Below are 19,043 nucleotides of genomic sequence, written 5' to 3'. Positions count from 1 at the left end.
CAAAATATGAGGACCACTCATGATAGATGGCCGACTGTCGGAGAATGGCGCCGCGGCCGAGGCGCCCGCGCCGCGGCGCGAGCCGGTACAGAAGCGCAGCCGCGAGCGTTACGAGCGCATGCTGGAGGCGGCAAAGGAACTGATTACGCAAGGCGGCAGCGATGCCATGAAGATGAGCGACATCGCTGCACGTGCGGGGGTTCCGATCGGCTCGCTCTATCAGTTCTTCCCAGACAAGGCGTCGATCGTTCGGGTGCTGGCGGAGCGCACTCATGCGGAAAGCCGCCAGTGCATCGAGGACGGGCTGGCCGGCGCGCGGGAAATGATGGCTTTGCGCAGCTCGTTCGCCGATTTGATCGACGAGTACTACGCGATCTTCCTCGCCGAACCGGTCATGCGGGACATCTGGGGGGCGATGCAGACCGACAAGTCGCTGGCCGCGCTGGAACTCGCCGAAAGCCGTCGTAACGGTGCGCTGCTCGCCGAAGCCATCATGACGCTCAAGCCCAATGCCGACGCCGAGACGGTCTCAACCTCCGCCTTCCTGATCATGCATCTTGGCGAGGCAACGATGCGCATGGCGTTGCAAATGCCGCCCGATGAAGGACGCACGATCGTCGATGGTTTCAAGCGGATGGCGGACCGGGAACTGTCCGCGCTCTGACTGGCATCGAAACGAAAACGGCCCGCGCAAGGCGGGCCGTTGGTAGTTGGGCAGCCGGCTATTCCGCCGGTTGACTCGGTTTCTTTCGGAACAAGCCCATCAGATTGTCCCACAACTCGATCTTGGCGCCCTGGCGTTTCATGATCACGCCCTGCTGGATGATCGAGAGCGTGTTGTTCCATGCCCAGTAGATCACGAGGCCGGCCGGGAATGTCGCCAGCATGAAGGTGAAGACCACCGGCATCCAGTTGAAGATCATCGCCTGTGTCGGATCGGGCGGCGTCGGGTTCATGCGCATCTGCAGGAACATGGTGACGCCCATGATCAGAGGCCATACGCCGATCATCAGGAACGAAGGAACGTCGTAAGGCAGCAGGCCGAACAGGTTGAACACGGACGTGGGATCGGGCGCCGAGAGATCGCGAATCCAGCCGAAGAACGGCGCATGCCGCATCTCGATGGTGACGTAGAGCACCTTGTAGAGCGCGAAGAAGACGGGGATCTGGATAAGCACGGGCCAGCAGCCCGCGATCGGATTGATCTTCTCGGTCTTGTAGAGCTCCATCATCGCCTGCTGCTGCTTCATCCGGTCGTCCGCGTATTTTTCGCGGATTTCCAGCATCTTCGGCTGCATCTTCTTCATGTTCGCCATCGACTTGTACGACTTGTTGGCGAGCGGGAAGAAGATCGCTTTCACGATGACGGTGGTGGCCAGGATGGCGAGGCCGAAATTGCCGAGCACCCTGAACAGCCAGTCGATGAGATAAAACATCGGCTTGGTGATGAAGTAGAACCAGCCCCAATCGATCAACAGGTCGAATTGGCGAATCTGGCGGTCGGCCTCGTAGGTGTCGATGAGACCGGTTTCCTTCGCGCCGGCGAAGACCAGCGTTTCGACAGTCTGCGACTGGCCGGGCTGTACCACCAACGGGTCGGTCAGATAGTCGGCCTGGAAGCGGACTCGGCCATCGTCGAAATAGGCGTAGCGCGGCTGGAAGGGCTGAGCCCCGGAGGGCACCATCGCAACCGCCCAGTATTTATCTGTGATGCCAAGCCAGCCGTCCTGCGACTTGCCCGGCACGATCTGACGTTCCTCGGCAAGATTGCTGTACTTGATCTCCTGCAGGCCTTCCTCGCCGGTGACGCCGATCAGGCCCTCGTGCAGAATGAAGAACCCTTCGATGTTCGGAGTGCCGATGCGGGAGACGCGCCCATAGTTCGAAAGCGAGACCGCCTCTCCGCTTTCATTGGTCACGGTATCGGAGACCGTGAAAAGGTAGTTGTTGTCGACGGCGACGGTGCGCGCGAAGGTCAGTCCGCGGTCGTTGGTGTAGGTCAGCGTCACAGGCGTGTCGGGGGTCAGCGTCGGCTCGCCTTCCACCGTCCAGACCGTGTCGGGACCGGGCAAAGAGCCCACCCGCTCGTTGCCGATATAACCGACCTCGGCATAATAGCCATCTGCCATCGCCGCCGGGTTCAGCAACTCGATGTTTGGCGAGTTGCGCTCGACGGTGGTGCGATAATCCTTGAGGATCAGATCGTCGATCCGTGCGCCGGTCAGGTTGAGCGAACCGGAAATGCGGGGCGTATCGATGGCCACGCGGCCCGAAGACGCGACCGCGTCGGCACGGCTCGCTCCGGCCGGCACCGCGCTGCCGGCACCCGGCACGCCCGTGGTGGGGGCCTCGCCACCCGGCAGATCGGTACTGCCGGCCGTGGAAGGCTGGCCCGCCTGTGGCGTGGTCGATTGCTGCGCCTGCCCCTGCTGTTCGGCTTCGATGCGCGCCGCCTCACGCTGCGCCTCGATGCGCGGGTTCATGTAGAACACCTGCCAAAGCACCAGAATCAGCACGGAAAGCGCGATCGTGATGAAGAAGTTACGATTGTTTTCCATACGGTTCCCTTACCGCGCGCCGCGTATCCTGCGGGAAAGTTCGTGCTTGAGCTCGTCGAAGGGGACTGTCAGCACCTCGCGCCGCCCGACGATCACATAGTCGTTGCCGGGCGACATGTCACCACCGGCATGGACGCGCGCGGCCTCTTTCAGCCGCCTTCTGATGCGGTTTCTTACCGCAGCGTTCCCGACTTTCTTCGTAACCGTCAGTCCGAAGCGGGGCGGCGCGTCATCCGCGCGATCGAGAACCTCAAGCAAAAACAGCCGCCCGCGGCGCTTCTCGCCCCGCCGGACAGCCAGAAATTCCGAGCGCTTCTTCAGGCGCCCGGGTGATGTGCCGATCGGCCGGTTCGACAACTGTCCGGCCTGCGGCCACGTCAGGCCGACAGCCGCTTGCGACCGCGATTGCGGCGGGCGGCGATCACGCCACGGCCGCCCTTGGTGGCCATGCGTGCACGGAAACCGTGACGGCGCTTGCGAACAAGCTTCGAGGGTTGGTAGGTGCGCTTCATTTGTTTAATACCGCGGGGTGCGGCCCTTCTTGGATCTGTCTCTGTATGAGCAGGAGCGTTCGCCCGACCGGTTCATGCACAGCACAAGGCTGCGCCGGACCTTGGGTCCGAGCGTGAGCGGGCTTATAGGGATGTGCCGTGATCGTGTCAATAATGCGCACCGGCATCCGGCGGCAGCTTAGTCCATTGCCGATACTTGCAGCGAGCCGTCGCTCCATCGTAAGAACGCGCAGGGGTCGCAAAGTGCCGCCAGCCGTATCCGGCGGGTATGCGGAACAATGCCCGAAAGGACAAGTCCAGCCCCTTGACCACCCAGATTCTCAAACCCGAAATCTGTGTCATCGGCGCGGGCGCAGCCGGCCGCGCGCTCGCCGCGAGGGCGGTGGCAGCCGGTGCAACAGTCGTACTCGTGGGCACCGCCGGCGCACAGGACGCCCATGCCCGCCATCCAGGCGTGGCCGTCCGCGCGTTTTGTGCGGCAGCGGCTCATGCGCATGCGATACGGCGCGCGCGCCATTTCGGCGTCACGGGCGGCGAAGCGGAGATCGATTTCCGCCATGTGATGCGCCATGTACGCAACGCAGCGGCTGCAACCGCCCCGGACATGTCCGACGAGCGGCTTGGCGCCTTGGGGGTGCACATTGTTTCCGCTCACGCGCGCTTCAGGGACCGGCGGACAGCCGAGGCCGGCGCATTCGAAGTCAGAGCGCGGCATTTTGTCGTGGCCACCGGGGCACAACCGGAAATGCCACCGGTCGCCGGCCTCGACGAGGTTGGCTGCCTGACGGTCGAGACGATCTTCGCCCTGACGCGGCGCCCTGCCCGCCTGCTGATCACCGGCGGAGGCCATGCCACGCTTGAACTGGCACAGGCATTCACCAGGCTCGGATCTCAGGTCACAGTCGTCGGCACACCCGTCTCGCTTGCCCTGCAGGATCCGGAGGCTGCATCGATCCTGTTGCGCGAGCTGCGGGCCGAGGGCCTCGACATCCGCGAAAGCGCCACCGCCATCCGGATCGAGCGAAAAGGCCGAAGCGGCGTGCGCCTTTACGTTTGGAGCGAGACCGGAGGCGAAGAGATCGTCGACGGCACGCAGCTTCTCGTACTTCCGGATATCCGTCCCGCGACCGAGGAACTCGACCTCGAAAAGGCCGGCATCGGCTTCGACGAGAACGGCATCAAGGTCTCCGACCGGATGCGCACGACCAACCGCAAGGTTTACGCGATCGGCGACGTGACGGGAGGACAACAGTCGATCCATGCGGCCGCCCGCCAGGCCGAAATCGTGCTGGATGCCATCCTTGGCAAAGGCACGGCGCAGGCAAACGAACTGCTCCTGCCGCACGTGATCGCGACGGAGCCAGCATTGGCCAGCGTCGGCCTCACCGAGACCGTGGCACGCCGCCAGCACAAGTCGATCCGCGTGCTGCGCTCCGCCTATGCAGACAATGACCGGGCACAGGCCGAAGGCAGCACCGGCGGCTTCGTCAAGGTCATCTGCGACGACCCCGGACGCATCCTGGGCGTGACAATGGTCGGGTCCGAGGCAAATGAACTGATCGGCGTCTGGACGCTGGCCCTGGCCAGAGGCCTTACCGCAGACGACATGTCATCCTATCTGCCCGTCTACCCATCATTCGGGGAAATTGGCAAACAGGCGGCCTCGGGATATTTTGCAGACAAAGCCCGTCGGTCGATTGTGGGACGGCTGACAGGCATGGTGCGCGGCTCCGGCTAGGCGATAGGGAGATTGGTTTGCCGCTCAACGGCGACACGGACCAGACAGAACAGAGCCGCGCCGGACAGCAGGTGCCGCTGTCACGCGGTCTTTCGACCAAGCTGCTGCTGCTGACGATCCTGTTCGTGCTGCTGGCGGAGGTGCTGATCTTCCTGCCGTCTATCGCGAATTTCCGGCTGCGCTGGCTTGAGGAGCGCCTTGCGACGGCTGCTGCCGTGGGCATCGTATTGATGGAGAGCGATCCCGAAAGCCTGTCCCGCGAGGTGCAGGATGACGTGCTGATCGCGCTCGGCGCCAAGGCTGTGGCTGTGCGTGCCGAGGGTGCGTCCCAGCTTCTGGTGGTGACGGCGATGCCGCCGCAGGTGGATGTGCATGTCGACCTCGCCAACACGCCTCCGCTGATGGCCATGCAGGAGGCGATCTACACCGCCCTGTTCGGCGGCAACCGCGTTCTGCGCGTGTTTGGGCCGGTGGGCGAAAGCGACACCGAGTTTGAACTCCTGATCGGCGACACCCAGCTTCGCAACGCTCTTCTTGTCTATGCGCGCAACGTCGCCGTTCTGTCGCTGGTCCTGTCGCTGAGCACGGCCATGCTGGTCTTCTATGCCATCAACCGCATCATGATCCGCCCGATCCGCACCATGACGCGCTCGATGCTGGAGTTCGCCGAGGCTCCGGACGACCCCGCCCGGATCATCCGGCCGGACGCCCGCGAGGATGAAATCGGCGTTGCCGAGCGAGAACTCGCCGCCATGCAGAGCCAGCTCCAGCGCACGCTCGGTGAGCAGAAGCATCTGGCAGATCTGGGTCTCGCCGTTTCCAAGATCAACCATGACATGCGCAACATGCTCGCTGCCGCGCAGTTGATGTCGGACAGGCTGGCGAAGGTGATGGACCCGACCGCGCAGCGTGTCGCACCAAGGCTCGTGCGCGCGCTGGACCGGGCGGTGTCCTATTCGAACGGTGTGCTCTCATATGGCCGCACACAGGAAGCGCCGCCGGCCCGCAGGCGGCTTCGGCTGCGGCAACTGGTCGACGAAGTCAACGAACTGCTCGGCATCGATCCGGACGCCGGAATCGAATTCGTCAACGCGGTTGAGCCTGATTTCGAGATCGACGCCGATTCCGAGCAGCTCTTCCGGGTTCTTTCGAACCTGTCGCGCAATGCCATTCAGGCGATGTCCGGCGAGCAGGAAGGAACGCTGGTGCGGCGCCTTTCGGTGAGTGCGGAGCGGGCCGGCACGATATGCCGGATACTCGTCGAGGATACCGGTCCCGGCCTTCCGCCCAAGGCCCGAGAACACCTGTTTACCGCGTTTCGTGGTTCGGCGCGCAGCGGCGGCACGGGGCTTGGCCTGGCGATCGCCCATGAGCTGGTGCGCGCCCATGGCGGCACACTTGAACTGATGGAGAGCCGCGGCGGCCGCACCGTCTTTTCGATCACCATTCCCGACCAGCCTGTCGACCTCGACGCAGCCCGCGATGCGCTGCGGCGTCCGGCCTGAACAATCCGATGAAAGTTTTGCGACGCGCCGCTTGCAATTCTCGCGATGAGTGGCTAGGAACGCCGCACGAAACGCGGCGATCAACTGTCGTTGCGGTTTTGGCCGGTCTTCCGGCCCATTGCGCGCCCGTAGCTCAGCTGGATAGAGCACCAGACTACGAATCTGGGGGTCAGAGGTTCGAATCCTTTCGGGCGCGCCACTTCAGTACAGAACCGCGAACGCCAGCCACCGCCGATTCTGCGCCCGATGCTGCGACCAGAGTTTGCAGCAGCTCGGACTTCGATCCGATAATTCTGACCTCCTTCTCGGCAACTTCAACGCGCTGAGCTAGAGCGTAGAGATATTGATCGCCTTCGACCGGGACGGTGCGCCACCGCCAATCGCTCGCCACGGTATCCTGCACCCGCTCAATCTACGCCACAACACTACCTACGATCGGCATCCCGCGGACCGTTTTGGAGTGGAAAGCCGACCAACCGCTTGTGGATCAACTCGGTCAACTAGCAGACCTTCCACTCTGCAGTTGGAGACGACGTGCCGGAGCGGCACGCCGCCAAGTAATTTATGCTGCTGTCAGGGTCGGAGCCGTTTAGGTGTGCGGCTGAGCAGGGTGACTTCCCTGATGCTGGTGGCGTTCAGCAGGCGCATGAGGATGCGTCCGAGACCCACGCCCATTCCGCCGTGCGGCGGGCAGCCGTAGCGAAAGAAGTCAAGATAGTCGGACAAGCTGTCCAGCCGCATTCCGCGTTCTTCGGCCTGGGCCCCGAGGCGATCGTGGCGATGTTCGCGCTGCGCGCCGGTAGTTATCTCAAGGCCGCGCCAAAGCAAATCGAAGCCTCTCGTGAGGTCTGGTCGATCCTTGTGACGCATATGATAGAAGGCGCGGCCGTTGGCCGGATAATCGGTGATGAAGACGAACTCATGACCCGTCTCGGTGGCCATGTGTTCGCACAGCATACGTTCGCCTTCCGCATCCAGGTCATCCTGCCGGGTGGGGACATGGCCGCGCCCGGCGAGTATCTCGTTGGCCTCGTTAAACGTGACCCTCGGGAAGGGCAGCACCGGCGGGATAATCTTTATGCCGAAAAGCACCTCGATTTCTGGCCCATGAACTTCGGCCACCGTGCCGATAGCATGCGCTAGCCACTGCTCCTCAAACTCCATCAATTGATAATGGTCCTCGATCCAAGCGATTTCCATGTCGATGGAAGTGAACTCGGTTTCGTGTCGGGAGGTGAACGAAGGTTCGGCGCGGAACACCGGGCCGATCTCAAACACTTTTTCCATGCCGCCAGCGATGGCCATCTGCTTATAGAATTGCGGCGACTGGGCGAGGAAAGCCGTGGTGTCAAAATATTTGACGGGGAAAACCTCGGAGCCGGACTCGCTGGCCATGCCCATTAGCTTGGGCGAGTGGATTTCCCGGAAGCCATGCTGCTTCCAGAATGCACGCATCGCCTCTTCCAGCGTCGTCTGCACGGCGAAGATCAATTGCTGCTCGGGATAGCGCAGACTCACCTGTCGGTGGTCCATCCATTTTTCGAGGCCGGAATCGCGCGCGATAGGCAGTTGGGCATCAGCCAGTGCGCAGATGTCGACGCTTTCGAGCACGACCTCAAGGCCGCCGAGCTTGACGGCGGGAGCGACGACGACCGTGCCGGTGGCGATCAATGCGCTTTCGGGAGTTAAAGCGTCAAGGGTCGCTGTCAGGACCGCGTGGTCCTTGCTGTGGGTGAGCTGAACCTTGCCGGTCGGGTCGCGTAGGATGATAAAGCGCATGCTCTTCTGGTCGCGAATGGCTTCGGCGAACCCATGCAGTGTTACGCGCTTCCCGATGCAGAGAGGCAAATCGAGAACGAGGGAGCGGCTTGAGGGTAAAGTATCGGACATGACTTTCTCCGGGACAAAAGCCGGAACGGAGAAGCCAAATCCTTCAGCCCTTCCGAAACCGGCAGGGCTGTGGTGAAAAGTGAGCTACGCTAGAACGCGCACACGACATCCACGACCCCAGAGGGGCCGCTATTATTGACGACAGTGTGGCGCAGCATACTCATGGCGCGACTTTAATCCCAACCACGAGGAAGTGTAAACCATCAACCTCAATGCGTGGCTGCTCTTGGGGAGTAGTTTTCAGGCACTGAACGGCAGCACAGGGGTCGCAATCGGACACACGGCTAGAGGGCTATCGCGTAGACATATTGCTCGTCTTCGACCGGCACGGCGCGCCATTTTCTCAATCGCAGCCGTAGAATGATGAGACAGTACTCAATACTGGTGCGGAGACGCCGGCCAGGGTGCCGTTCTGCAGGCGGCCCGGGCGCGTAGAGCTTTAGCGCTCGACGGCGCTGGGACGCTGGATGCGGCGTGCAGACTGGTTTCCGGCCGTGCCGTCCTGCTACATCGACCGACGACCAAGCCGAGGGTGCACCTCAAATCGCCAAGGCAGGGCTTTCCTGGATTACGGCATTCACCAGGATTTCCGCGATCTCGCCAAGGCGGGCCTCGTTCATCGGCAATGACAGGAAGATGTCGCCGCGCGGTGTCAGGAGGAGGCCGCGTTCCAGGCAGTTCAGGTGAACGAGTTGCCTCAGCAGCATCGTTTGCGGGTGTATCTGGGCAACCTTCATGGGCGGCTGCGCACCGATATGGAGGCTGAGTATCGACCCGATGCCGCTGAGGCACACATCGAGGCCCGCCTGTGCCAGCCGTGCATTCACCGTCGCGCGGAAAGCCTCGGTGCGCTGAAGGAACGCATCGGCGGCGTCGGGTGTGAAGCTCGAGCGCAGGCCCGCAAGCCCTCCGCTCATCGACATGATGTTGTTGTTGAAGGTGCCCGCATGTTTCAGCGCGCCCGGCAGGCGCGGATCGAAACGGTCCATCAGGGCCTTCGAGCCGCCGAACGCGCCAAAGCACAGGCCCGCGCCGAGATATTTGCCGAGGGTCGTCATGTCGGGCACGACACCGTAGTGACCTTGCAGGCCAGCGCGCCCGAGGCGCGAAGTCTTCACCTCATCAAAAATGAGCACCGCGCCGCAGCGGGTCGCCTCCTCGCGCAGCATCGCCAGAAACGCCGCTTCGGCCGGGATGTTGCCGGCCGCACCTAGCAGCGGCTCGACCAGAATGGCGGCAAGGTCGTCTTCATGCCGTTTCACGCTGGCGCGTGTCGATTCGATGTCGTTGAAAGATGCCGTGACGAAATCGAACGGCACGTTCATCGGGCTGCCGCCGCCCGCGAAGGTGAGAACGCCGCCATGATAGGCATCCTCGAATACGAGGACACGCTTGCGGCCAGTTGCGTTGATCGCCGTCAGCAGCGCAAAGAGATTGGCCTCGGTACCGGAATTGCAGAATCTCAGCCGCTCCAGCGAAGGAAAGCGCCGGCACAACAGTTCGGCCAGTTCGCTCTCGGCGGTGTTCGGACCCGAAAGGACGAGCCCGTTGTCCAGCACCTCGTGCAGAGCAGCCACGATGACCGGGTCGCTGTGGCCATAGAGACCCGCCGAGAACTCCCCGGCGCAATCGATATATTCGTAGCCGTCGACATCGGTAAGCATGTCCGCCTTGCCCGACGCGATGACGAGCGGGAACGGATCGAAATGCAGGACGCTGCGGGTATTACCGCCGGGCATCCATGCCTGCGCGCGCTCGTGACGCGCGCGGCTTTCCGGGTGCTTGCGGACATACGCCTCACGCAGGTCGTCCAGTCTACCGGCGGCCTTCATTTCAGCGTCTCCAGTGCATCATCGAGCGACCTGCCAAGGCGGGCCACGATCTCGGCGAGTTCGTCCTCGCGTGCGTTGAGCGCCGGCGCGAGGAGAATGTGGTCGCCAGCCCGTCCGTCTATCGTGCCACCCGAGGGGTAGATCATCAGGCCGTTCTCCATGGCCGATGCCTTCACCACGGCATGCAGCTTCGCGGCCGGGTCGAAGGGCGCTTTGGTCTCGCGATCCGCAACGAGCTCTATCCCGATAAACAGCCCGCGCCCGCGAATGTCGCCGACATGCCGGTGCTGACCCAGCGACGCTTCGAGCATGCGCCTCAGCGCTGTACCGCTCGCCGCGGCTGCCGCAACCAGCTCATCTTCATCAATGGCGCGCTGGACAGCCAGGGCGGCCGCGCAGGCGAGCGCGTGGCCCATATAGGTGAAGCCATGCGCGAGAGCCCCCGAACCGGCAGCGATGGCGTCTGCGATCCTGTCATGGACCAGCGTGGCACCCATCGGCACGAAGCCGCCGCCCAGCCCCTTCGCGACAGTCACGATGTCGGGGACGACGCCGTCCTCCTCGAAGGCGAACCGGTAGCCGGTTCGCCCGCTGCCGCACATGATCTCGTCGAGGATCAGAAGAACGCCGTAGCGGTCGCAGATCGCACGCACCTCGCTCAGATAACCGTCGACGGCCGGCGCGCAACCAAGCGTCGCGCCAACGACCGGCTCGGCGATGAAGGCCGCAACCGTCTCGGGGCCGAGACGCAGTATCGCGTCCTCAAGCTCGGCCGCGGCGCGCAACCCGTAGTCCCGTTCGGTCTCGTCCTCGCGGCGCTCGCGATAGGCGTAGCATGGCGCGATCAGCTCGGCCTCGAACAGCAGCGGCTCGTAGAGCGCTCGGCGCGGGAGGTTTCCGCCGACGGAAAGAGCCCCCAGCGTTGCCCCGTGATAGCTCTGACGGCGCGCGATGATCTTGCCACGGCCGGGTTCGCCGCGCTCGACCCAATACTGGCGGGCAAGCTTCAGAGCCGTTTCGACCGCTTCCGAACCACCCGAACAGAAGACAACCTTCGACAGCCCCGCAGGCGCCTGCCCGACCAGATAGGCGGCAAGCTCTTCCGCCGGCTCACTCGTGAAGAACGAGCCGTGGGCATAGGAGACGGCGTCGAACTGGCGCAGGATCGCATCGCGTACCCGCTCGTCACGATGACCAATGGCCGACACAGCCGCACCGCCCGATACCGCGTCGAGATAGCGGCGGCCATCGCTGTCCGTAACCCACAATCCGTCCGCCTGCGCGACGGCCGGCGGAACCGTGCCCGTCTTGCGGTGCAGGATGGCGCTCATGCAGCCCCCGCATGATCAGGGTAATAGGCCTGGAGGCGGTCGTCGGCATTGGCCTCGAAGTCCCTTTCCGCCTGAAGGCCATAGCCTCCGCCGCCCGGCGTGTTCACCTCGATGGTGTCACCAGGGCCAAGCACGAAATCCTCGCCCTTCGAGATGTGTTCAGGCTCGATCGCCCTTCCCTTCTGGGAAATCGAGATGCGGTTCGGCGCACCCGCTTCGCCACCGAGTATGCCGGGAGGGCCGAAACGTCCGTGTTCCATAAGGAACGATGCCTTGCCGTGGCCCCGCAACAGCCGCAACTTGTAGCTGACGCCGAAGCCGCCGCGGAAACGGCCGGCGCCGCCCGATCCCTCGCGCAGGGCATAGCTCTCGAAAAGGAGCGGATAGCGCTGCTCGAGGATCTCGACCGGCTGGCTCTTGGAAATGCCGATGGTCGAGCAGCCGTTGGTCAGGCCGTCACCGTTCCACCAGCCGCCGTAGCCGCCGCCCGAGAAGTAATACATGATGTAGTTCTCGCCCGTTTCCGGGTCATGTCCGCCAAGGCTGAGATTGCCGCTTGTACCGGCCGGCGCAGCAAACAGCCGGTCGGGGATCGCCTTGGCAAGCGCCAGGAACACCGCCTCCATGACGCGCTGCGACACCTCGGCGGCGCAGCCCGCAACGGGACGCGGGTATTCGGCATGGATGAAAGTGCCGAGCGGCTTGTGGACGACGATGGGCTCGAAGCAGCCGGCATTCATCGGCACGTCGGGGAATATGTGTTTGAGCGCGACGTAGACTGCCGAAAGCGTCGTCGCCCAGACAGAGTTCAACGGGCCCTGGCACGGCGGGCTCGACCGGGAGAAATCGAACTCGATATCGCTTCCGTCCACCTTGACGGAGACCGCGATCTCGAGCGGCTCATTGACGACGCCGTCACTGTCCATGAAGGCGCTCGCCTCGTATGTGCCATCCGGGATGGTGTCGATATGGGCGCGCATCATGCGCTCGGAGCGACGCTCGAGCTCGGCAATTGCGGCTTCGACGACATCCTGACCGTAGCGGTCGAGCAGCGTCGTGAGGCGACGGGCGCCAGCCGTCAGCGCTGCAATCTGCGCCTTGATGTCGCCGATCCGTTCTTCGGCAACGCGGATATTGGCGAGGACCATCTGGACCAGATCGTCTTCCATCCTGCCGCGCCGGACCAGCTTGACCGGCGGGATTCGCAGACCTTCCTGATGGATTTCCGTGGCGGTGCTGTTGAAGCCGCCGGGCACCATGCCGCCCGTGTCCGGCCAGTGACCGGTGTTGGACAGATAGCACCACAGCTTGCCACGGTAGTAGAAGGGACGCACCATCTTCACGTCCATCAGATGGGTGCCGCCAAGATAGGGGTCGTTGACGAGAATGACGTCGCCGTCCTCAAGATCGTCGCGCGCCTCGATAACGCAGCGGGTCGTTTCCTGCATCACGCCGAGGAAGATCGGCAGGCCAAGTTCTCCCTGTGCGATCATGCGGCCGTCGCCCAGTCCGTAAATGCCGTTCGAGCGGTCGAATGCTTCCGAGATGACGGGCGAAAACGATGTCTTCTCGTGCACCAGATCCATCTCCGAGCAGACCTGTTGCAGGCCCTTTTCGATGACGGTGAGGGTGACGGGATCGATGGACTGGCCGAGCTTTGCGGCCTGCTGGTGGTTCAGCATGCTGTTTCCTGTTCAGTTCGCGGCCGGGGTCTGGTCGATGGCGACAACGATGTTGCCGTATTCGTCGACGCGGGAAGTGGTGCCAGGATCAAGCACCAGCGTGGAGTCGGACTGCTCGACGATGGCCGGGCCTTCGATGACCGCGCCCAGCGGCAGGGAATCGCGATCGTAGATGCGGGCCTTTCGCCATTCGCCGTCGAAGTAGACATCGCGCGTGCCCGTTTCGGCTGACGCTAGCGTACCCTCGGAGGGACGGAATATCGAGAGGTCGACTTTTTCACGCTGCCCGATCACCGTCGTGCGGACATTGGCGAGAACCGGCACCATCTCCGGCAGTTCGAGGTCGAAGCGCTGCTTGTAGGCCCTGACGAACTCGTCGAGCACGGCATCGGCGTCGAACGCCTCCCCCTTCATCTCGACCCGCAGCACATGCGACTGCCCCTTGAACAGCAGATCGAACTCGTGGACCACGTCGACCTGACCCACATCGACGCTCTCCTCGGCCAGAAGCGCGCGCCCATCGGCGGCCTGCTGGCGCATGATCGCCACGACGGCATTGCCATCGATGCCGCGCATCGGCAGGTTGACCGTCTGCACGAAATCGTGCCGCACATCCGCAAGCACGCATCCGAGCGCCGAAGTCAGCCCCGGGAAGCGCGGAACGAGAACCCGCGGTATGCCAAGCTCGCGGGCGATGGCGATAGCGTGCAACGGCCCTGCGCCCCCGAACGGCATCAGCGCGAAATCGCGCGGATCATGGCCTTTCTCGATCGAAATGAGACGGATGGCACCAGCGAGTTCGGCGATCGCCACGTCGATGATCGCCGAAGCCGCGGCGGTCGCGTTAAGCCCGAGCGGCTTGCCGATCTGCTCCGAAAGCGCCGCTTCGATGCGGGCGATCGGTGCCGGCTTGCTGGAGCCCGTAACGGAGCCCGGATTGAGCCGGCCGAGGAAGAAGTTCGCGTCGGTGATCGTCACGCGCTCGCCGCCACGGTCATAGCCGATGGGGCCGGGGAACGAACCGGCGCTTTCAGGTCCAACACGCAGCATGCCAGCCTTGTCGATGTGCGCGAGGCTGCCGCCGCCGGCGCCGACCGTGTGCATGTCGATCATCGGAATGCGGATCGGCACCGCATAGGCGAGATCCTTCTCAGCAGTGATGACCGGCTTGCCGCCGACAACGAGCGCCACGTCGAAGCTGGTGCCGCCCATGTCGCCAGTGATGATGTTGGCGAAGCCGGCCGCTTTCGCGATTTCTGCGGACGCTAGGACGCCTCCCGCAGGGCCTGACATGACGGTGTGCGCGGCATGGCTGGCAACGAGGGCGGAAGACATCATGCCGCCATTCGCCTGCATGACGAGCAGTTCGTTTCGAAACCCCTTGTCCTTGAGGCTGCTCGCGACGCGCTGGATGTACTGGCTGACGATAGGACTGATGGACGCGTGGATCGCGGCCGTGCTGCCTCGCTCGAACTCGCGCATCTCGCGAACGATCTCGTGGCCGGCGATTACGTGCTCGTTCGGCCACATCTCTCGCGCGATTCGCGCTGCAGCGGCTTCATGTTCGTCGTTCACATAGGAATGGAGGAAATGGATGACGAGCGATTCCGCACCCTCATCGATGAGCTGCTGCACAGCGGCACGCACGTCGCTTTCACTCAATGGCGTGACGACACGGCCCTGAGCATCCATCCGCTCGGTCGCCTCCAGGCGCAGCCTGCGCTCGATAAGAGGCTTGAAATTGCCGGACAGGCCGTATGCGTTCGGACGGGTGCGGCGCCCAAGCTCGAGGACGTCGCGGAATCCGCGTGTCGTTATGAGGCCGGCGCGTGCACCCTTTCGCTCCAGGACCGCATTGGTGCCGGCCGTGGTGCCGTGCACGAGCCAGTTGATGGCATCGGCGGGAACGCCGAGTTCGTCGATGCCTTGAAGGAAGCCCCTGGATCGGTCGTCGACCGTGGTCGGCACCTTGGCCGTCGCGAATCGGCCGGTGGCCGAGTCCAGCATCAGGAAGTCCGTGAATGTGCCGCCCACATCGACACCAACGCTAACACTCATCCAGCCCTCTAAATCTCATTTTATGGAATATAGTTTCAATAAATGATATTCAATCGACGAGGCGCGACTTTGTCAAGCCGGTGTCGGCTTGTAGTTGTGTGCTTCGCAGTGCATTGGAACGTGGCGAACAGGCAGGAGGTTTGAGTGGCGACCAACGGATCGGGGCCGATCGAGCGCTATTTCCAGATCGTCGAAATCGTCGCGGCTTCCCACGACGGACTGACGCTTACCGACATCGCTCAGCTGACAGGGCTGCCGAAGCCGACGGCGCATCGCCTGGTGCGCACGCTGGTCGATCTCGGCATCCTTGCCAGCGACGACACATGGTACAAGACGTTCCGGATCGGCGCGCGCATGTGGCGCATGCTTCACCTCGGCGTCGACCGCGACAAGGCCAGCGCGTTCGCCCAACTCGTCGTCGACGACCTTGCCGCGCGGTTCGGCGAAACGGCTTACGTCGTGCGCCTCGACCGTACGGGGGTTCTTTCAATCGCGCGGTCGGCACCCGATCAGGGGCATCGGCTGCATGTCCTTCCGGGCGACCACCTGCCGGCGCACGCCGCTGCATCGGCCAAGGCGATTCTTGCCTATCAGGACAGTTCCATGCTCGACGCATATCTAACGGAACCGCTTGAGCGACTCACGCCTTTCACGCACACCTCTCGAGACGAAGTGCTCGCCGAGTTCGAGAAGGTCAGACAGACCGGCTACGCGATCTGTGACCGCGAGATCGACGAGAACATCATGGCATATGCCTGTCCGGTTCCCGTTGACAACGTGGGCGTGGTCTATGCCATCGGCATCACCGGCCCGGTCACGCGATTGCGCAAGCAGCCGGCCGAGTTCTGGCTGGAGCCCATGAAGGCGGCGGCGCAGCGACTGAGTACGATGGTCTCCACGCTGCGCGCCGACTGACGGGGCGGCCGGTTCAGAACATCGCGTTCGGCAGCACGAGGATAATCTGCGGGAAAACCATGCATATGGCGACCGCAACCAGCATCAACGCGATGAACGGAACGACCGACCGGTAGATATCGGTCATGCGCACCTCTGGCGGCGAGACGCCTCGCAGATAGAAGAGGTTGTAGCCGAAGGGCGGCGTTAGGAAGCCGATCTCCATCATGATGATGAAGAGAATGCCGAACCAGACCGGATCGAAGCCGAGCGCGGTGATGATCGGCACGAAGATCGGCGCGGTGATCATGATGATGCCCACGGTATCGAGCATCATGCCCATGATGAACAGGATCGACAGCATGCCGACGAGAATGAGCCATCGGTTCACCTCCAGGTCCAGCACGAGACCCTCGATCAAGCGGGATGCGCCCATCGCGGTATAGAAGGTCGACAGCGCCGTCGCGCCAATGATGATCCAGAAGATCATGCAGCTAAGCTGCAGCGTCTCCTCGCAGGCCTGCCGCAGCACCGACCAATCGAGACGCCGCAGCACCGCCGCCGCCAGGATCGATCCGGCAGCGCCGATTGCACTGGCCTCCGACACGCTGGCGATGCCGGTCAGGATGGAACCCATGACGCCGACGATGAGCAGCACAGGCAGCACCAAGCCTTTGAGGCTGACGAGTTTCTCCCGCAACGAATATCGCGTCATCTCGCGACCACCGCTGATTTCCGGCTGGAGCCAGCCGCGGATGATGAGGTAGGCGATGAAAAGTGCTGAAATCAGCAGGCCGGGCAGAAGGCCGCCGGCGTAAAGCTTGCCGATCGAGGTGTTTGCGACGATGCCGTATACGATCATCGTCACACTCGGCGGGATCAGGATGCCCAGCGAGCCACCGGCGGCGATCGAGCCGAGTGCGATGTCCTTGCCGTAGCCGCGGGCCAGCATGGCGGGAATGGCGATCATGCCCATCGAGATGGTCGCGGCGCCGCTGATGCCCGCCATAGCGGCAAACAGGGTGCAGATGACGATGGTGCCGACGGCCAGGCCGCCTCGCAACCCGCCGAAGAACTTCTGCATCGTGTTGTACAGGTCTTCCGCGATGCTTGCGCGCTGCAGCATGGCCGCCATGAAGATGAAGAGCGGAATCGCGACGTATTCGAAACTCGAGGCGGTCGAGAAGGCGCGGATAGGCACCATGTTCAGAGCCATCGGGCTCCAGAAGAAGTAGATCATGCCGATGGAGATGCCGCCGAGCGCGATAGCGATCGGAACGCCCAGCATGAGAAAAAGCAGCATGAAGCCGAAAAGCAGGCTCGTCGTGAGTACGGGGTCGGCCATCATCATGCGGCCTCTTGACCGTAAAGCGCGTCGCGCCAGCCACGCAGGAGGTTCAGGATCCACGCCAGCACCAACAGCGCAGCGCCGATGGGAAGCATGGCCTTGGGCAGCCATACCGGCCCGCCCCAGCCGCCGGTTGCCGATCGCTCGCCCATGGCAAACGACTTCAATGCGAAGTCATAACCGAAGGACAACAGCACCCAGATGAAGAGCGCGAAGAGGGCCGTGGAGACCACGGTGTCTACGATGGCTTTCGCAAGCGGCGAAAAATGTTCGTAGACAGCATCGACCCGCACAAAGTTGCCCTTCGCCATGGCCCATGGGCCACCCAGGAAGATGAACGCGACGAGAAGCCAAGTGCTCGCATCGCCGGCCCAACGCACGGAACGGCCAAGCACGGCGCGCGAAAACATCTCGTAGATCATGATGGCGATGATCGCCAGAACGAAGAGCGCGACGACACGACCAATGCCCGTGATCAGACGCTCGAGAAGATTGATGATGGTGTTCAGCATCGTCCCTCGTCATGAAAAAGCGGCCCTGACGGGGTTCGTCAGGGCCGCGCTGCAAGCCGTGCCTATTCGGCGGCTGCGCTGTCGAGCCGCCCCAGATCGCGGAGGAACTCGTTGAGAAGCTCCACGCCACGAGCGGCCAGTTCATTCTCTTCCGCATAGGCCTGCCAAAGCGTGCGGGCCTCCGCCTCCATCGCCAGCCACTCGGCTTCCGGGATGGTGGAAATCTCAACGCCGGCAGCCTGCATTTCCTGCATGGCCTTAGCGTCGTTGTTCATGCTGATGAGAATGTAGTCAAGCGAGGACGCGACGGCAGCCTCCTGAAGGATCGCCTTCAGATCGTCGGGCAACGCATCCCATGCCTGGCTGTTGACCGCAAAGAAGTTGTTCGGCACCGGCATTGGCGATGGCTGAACATAATATTTGGCGACTTCGTGGAACGAGTTGTTCATGTTGCCGGCGGGGCTTGCCCAGCGTGCCGCGTCGAGAACGCCTGTGGCCAGGGCGGTGTAGATTTCGCCGCCGCTCAGAAAGACCGGCGAGGCGCCCATCTTCTCGTACCACTCAGCTTCGAGACCGAAAGCACGGATCTTCAGGCCGTTGAAGTCGGCCTGCGACGTGATTGGCTTCGTCGACATGATGTCCCAGGCCGGCGAAAGCTGCGGCCCGAGATAGAACACGCCGTGCGGCTGGTAGGCCTCGCGTGCGATGTCCAGGAAGCCGCGCTTGTAGAAGAAGTTGAACCGCTCCAGCGGTGTGCGCAGCGAGCCAGGCACGCCGCTCTCGATGCTGGCGATCGGGCCGAGCTTGCCGGCGTAATATCCACCGGTCAGAACCGCCATTTCGGTGACGCCCGCGCCCACGGCCTCCAGGCCGTCGGCGATCGGGAAAAGAGAACCGACCGGATAGATTTCAAACGTGATGCGTCCGCCTGACATCTCCGTCGCGAGGTCCGCGAACTTCTCCTGGAGCGCCACGTATCCCGGCTCGCCGGCATTGAGGTTGCTCTGAATGCGCCAGTGTACGGCATCCTGGGCGGAAGCCGCGGATACGCCAAGAAGACCGGCCCCGAGCATCACGACAGCGCGCAGATGGTGTCTGAAACGTGCAAACATCAAGTTTTCCCCTTCAATAGTTTCATATAATGAGATTTCATCTTGTTTTATGAAACTCTCGCGCATTTCGC

At 62.9% G+C, this 19,043-nt stretch carries 16 protein-coding genes and 1 tRNA gene; 5 read left to right on the top strand and 12 right to left on the bottom strand.

Annotation, left to right across the window (positions count from 1 at the left end; genetic code table 11):
- The first annotated feature begins 19 nt into the window (after positions 1 to 19).
- Positions 20 to 664 carry a TetR/AcrR family transcriptional regulator gene (locus tag ACVJNE_RS17725; protein ID WP_499567692.1) on the top strand — a complete coding sequence of 215 codons (645 nt, stop codon included), beginning with the start codon at positions 20 to 22 and terminating at the stop codon, positions 662 to 664.
- A 58-nt stretch (positions 665 to 722) separates the two neighbouring features.
- Here the strand turns inward: ACVJNE_RS17725 and yidC are convergent, their stop codons facing one another.
- The 3 genes from yidC to rpmH are packed head-to-tail and all read right to left on the bottom strand — an operon-like array spanning position 723 to position 3,070.
- Positions 723 to 2,558 carry a membrane protein insertase YidC gene (yidC, locus tag ACVJNE_RS17720; protein WP_499567690.1) on the bottom strand — a complete coding sequence of 612 codons (1,836 nt, stop codon included), beginning with the start codon at positions 2,556 to 2,558 and terminating at the stop codon, positions 723 to 725.
- A 9-nt stretch (positions 2,559 to 2,567) separates the two neighbouring features.
- On the bottom strand, positions 2,568 to 2,900 hold the full coding sequence (gene rnpA, locus ACVJNE_RS17715; RefSeq protein ID WP_499567792.1) for a ribonuclease P protein component: 333 nt from the start codon (positions 2,898 to 2,900) through the stop codon (positions 2,568 to 2,570).
- Positions 2,901 to 2,935: 35 nt separating this feature from the next.
- Complete coding sequence (rpmH, locus tag ACVJNE_RS17710) at positions 2,936 to 3,070, bottom strand: 50S ribosomal protein L34 (protein ID WP_011579721.1); 135 nt, start codon at positions 3,068 to 3,070, stop codon at positions 2,936 to 2,938.
- A gap of 304 nt (positions 3,071 to 3,374) precedes the next feature.
- Here rpmH and ACVJNE_RS17705 point away from each other — a divergent pair, with 304 nt between their 5' ends.
- From ACVJNE_RS17705 to ACVJNE_RS17695, 3 genes are all read left to right on the top strand, one after another.
- Positions 3,375 to 4,808 (top strand): dihydrolipoyl dehydrogenase family protein, encoded by a 1,434-nt coding sequence (locus tag ACVJNE_RS17705; RefSeq protein ID WP_499567687.1) that lies wholly within the window; start codon positions 3,375 to 3,377, stop codon positions 4,806 to 4,808.
- A 17-nt stretch (positions 4,809 to 4,825) separates the two neighbouring features.
- Entirely contained in the window at positions 4,826 to 6,313 is a 1,488-nt protein-coding gene (locus ACVJNE_RS17700; protein WP_499567686.1) for a sensor histidine kinase, read from the top strand.
- Between the two features lie 122 nt (positions 6,314 to 6,435).
- Positions 6,436 to 6,512 (top strand) — tRNA-Arg (locus ACVJNE_RS17695).
- On the opposite strand, the gene ACVJNE_RS17690 is transcribed toward ACVJNE_RS17695, so the two are convergent.
- The 6 genes from ACVJNE_RS17690 to ACVJNE_RS17665 all read right to left on the bottom strand — a co-directional run bounded on the left by ACVJNE_RS17690 (position 6,483) and on the right by ACVJNE_RS17665 (position 15,106).
- A complete protein-coding gene (locus tag ACVJNE_RS17690) occupies positions 6,483 to 6,716 on the bottom strand; it encodes a hypothetical protein (RefSeq protein ID WP_499567684.1) in 234 nt (77 codons plus the stop codon). The two genes, ACVJNE_RS17695 and ACVJNE_RS17690, sit on opposite strands and share 30 nt — an antisense overlap.
- Positions 6,717 to 6,886: 170 nt before the next feature.
- Positions 6,887 to 8,203 carry an aspartate--tRNA(Asn) ligase gene (gene aspS / locus ACVJNE_RS17685; RefSeq protein ID WP_499567682.1) on the bottom strand — a complete coding sequence of 439 codons (1,317 nt, stop codon included), beginning with the start codon at positions 8,201 to 8,203 and terminating at the stop codon, positions 6,887 to 6,889.
- A 539-nt stretch (positions 8,204 to 8,742) separates the two neighbouring features.
- The gene (locus tag ACVJNE_RS17680; protein ID WP_499567680.1) at positions 8,743 to 10,035 is read right to left on the bottom strand and encodes an aspartate aminotransferase family protein; all 1,293 of its coding nucleotides are present in this window, start codon (positions 10,033 to 10,035) and stop codon (positions 8,743 to 8,745) included.
- Entirely contained in the window at positions 10,032 to 11,366 is a 1,335-nt protein-coding gene (locus ACVJNE_RS17675) for an aspartate aminotransferase family protein (protein ID WP_499567678.1), read from the bottom strand. The genes ACVJNE_RS17680 and ACVJNE_RS17675 overlap by 4 nt, the downstream gene beginning before the upstream one ends.
- A complete protein-coding gene (locus ACVJNE_RS17670; protein WP_499567676.1) occupies positions 11,363 to 13,048 on the bottom strand; it encodes a hydantoinase B/oxoprolinase family protein in 1,686 nt (561 codons plus the stop codon). Before ACVJNE_RS17670 ends, ACVJNE_RS17675 begins: the two co-directional genes overlap by 4 nt.
- 12 nt (positions 13,049 to 13,060) lie before the next feature.
- Positions 13,061 to 15,106 (bottom strand): hydantoinase/oxoprolinase family protein, encoded by a 2,046-nt coding sequence (locus tag ACVJNE_RS17665; protein WP_499567674.1) that lies wholly within the window; start codon positions 15,104 to 15,106, stop codon positions 13,061 to 13,063.
- Between the two features lie 144 nt (positions 15,107 to 15,250).
- On the opposite strand from ACVJNE_RS17665, the gene ACVJNE_RS17660 reads away from it, so the two are divergent.
- Entirely contained in the window at positions 15,251 to 16,021 is a 771-nt protein-coding gene (locus ACVJNE_RS17660; protein ID WP_173187534.1) for an IclR family transcriptional regulator, read from the top strand.
- A 13-nt stretch (positions 16,022 to 16,034) separates the two neighbouring features.
- Here ACVJNE_RS17660 and ACVJNE_RS17655 read toward each other — a convergent pair whose 3' ends face one another.
- The 3 genes from ACVJNE_RS17655 to dctP all read right to left on the bottom strand — a co-directional run bounded on the left by ACVJNE_RS17655 (position 16,035) and on the right by dctP (position 18,972).
- On the bottom strand, positions 16,035 to 17,351 hold the full coding sequence (locus ACVJNE_RS17655; protein ID WP_499567672.1) for a TRAP transporter large permease: 1,317 nt from the start codon (positions 17,349 to 17,351) through the stop codon (positions 16,035 to 16,037).
- Positions 17,348 to 17,860, bottom strand: a complete 513-nt coding sequence (locus tag ACVJNE_RS17650; RefSeq protein ID WP_173187538.1) for a TRAP transporter small permease subunit — start codon at positions 17,858 to 17,860, stop codon at positions 17,348 to 17,350. Before ACVJNE_RS17650 ends, ACVJNE_RS17655 begins: the two co-directional genes overlap by 4 nt.
- A gap of 62 nt (positions 17,861 to 17,922) precedes the next feature.
- Positions 17,923 to 18,972, bottom strand: a complete 1,050-nt coding sequence (dctP, locus tag ACVJNE_RS17645; protein WP_499567670.1) for a TRAP transporter substrate-binding protein DctP — start codon at positions 18,970 to 18,972, stop codon at positions 17,923 to 17,925.
- Positions 18,973 to 19,043 lie beyond the last annotated feature (71 nt).

It is taken from the genome of Mesorhizobium sp. DxT, from assembly GCF_058448885.1.
This window is presented reverse-complemented; position numbering and strand designations above follow the sequence as displayed.

What these genes read in the sequence shown, in the direction of transcription:
- rpmH (WP_011579721.1), bottom strand. Translation starts at nt 3,070, where the DNA reads ATGAAGCGCACCTACCAACCCTCGAAGCTTGTTCGCAAGCGCCGTCAC.
- dctP (WP_499567670.1), bottom strand. Translation starts at nt 18,972, where the DNA reads ATGTTTGCACGTTTCAGACACCATCTGCGCGCTGTCGTGATGCTCGGG.
- aspS (WP_499567682.1), bottom strand. Translation starts at nt 8,203, where the DNA reads ATGTCCGATACTTTACCCTCAAGCCGCTCCCTCGTTCTCGATTTGCCT.
- ACVJNE_RS17670 (WP_499567676.1), bottom strand. Translation starts at nt 13,048, where the DNA reads ATGCTGAACCACCAGCAGGCCGCAAAGCTCGGCCAGTCCATCGATCCC.
- yidC (WP_499567690.1), bottom strand. Translation starts at nt 2,558, where the DNA reads ATGGAAAACAATCGTAACTTCTTCATCACGATCGCGCTTTCCGTGCTG.
- ACVJNE_RS17680 (WP_499567680.1), bottom strand. Translation starts at nt 10,035, where the DNA reads ATGAAGGCCGCCGGTAGACTGGACGACCTGCGTGAGGCGTATGTCCGC.
- ACVJNE_RS17665 (WP_499567674.1), bottom strand. Translation starts at nt 15,106, where the DNA reads ATGAGTGTTAGCGTTGGTGTCGATGTGGGCGGCACATTCACGGACTTC.
- ACVJNE_RS17725 (WP_499567692.1), top strand. Translation starts at nt 20, where the DNA reads ATGATAGATGGCCGACTGTCGGAGAATGGCGCCGCGGCCGAGGCGCCC.
- ACVJNE_RS17650 (WP_173187538.1), bottom strand. Translation starts at nt 17,860, where the DNA reads ATGCTGAACACCATCATCAATCTTCTCGAGCGTCTGATCACGGGCATT.
- ACVJNE_RS17675 (WP_499567678.1), bottom strand. Translation starts at nt 11,366, where the DNA reads ATGAGCGCCATCCTGCACCGCAAGACGGGCACGGTTCCGCCGGCCGTC.
- ACVJNE_RS17655 (WP_499567672.1), bottom strand. Translation starts at nt 17,351, where the DNA reads ATGATGATGGCCGACCCCGTACTCACGACGAGCCTGCTTTTCGGCTTC.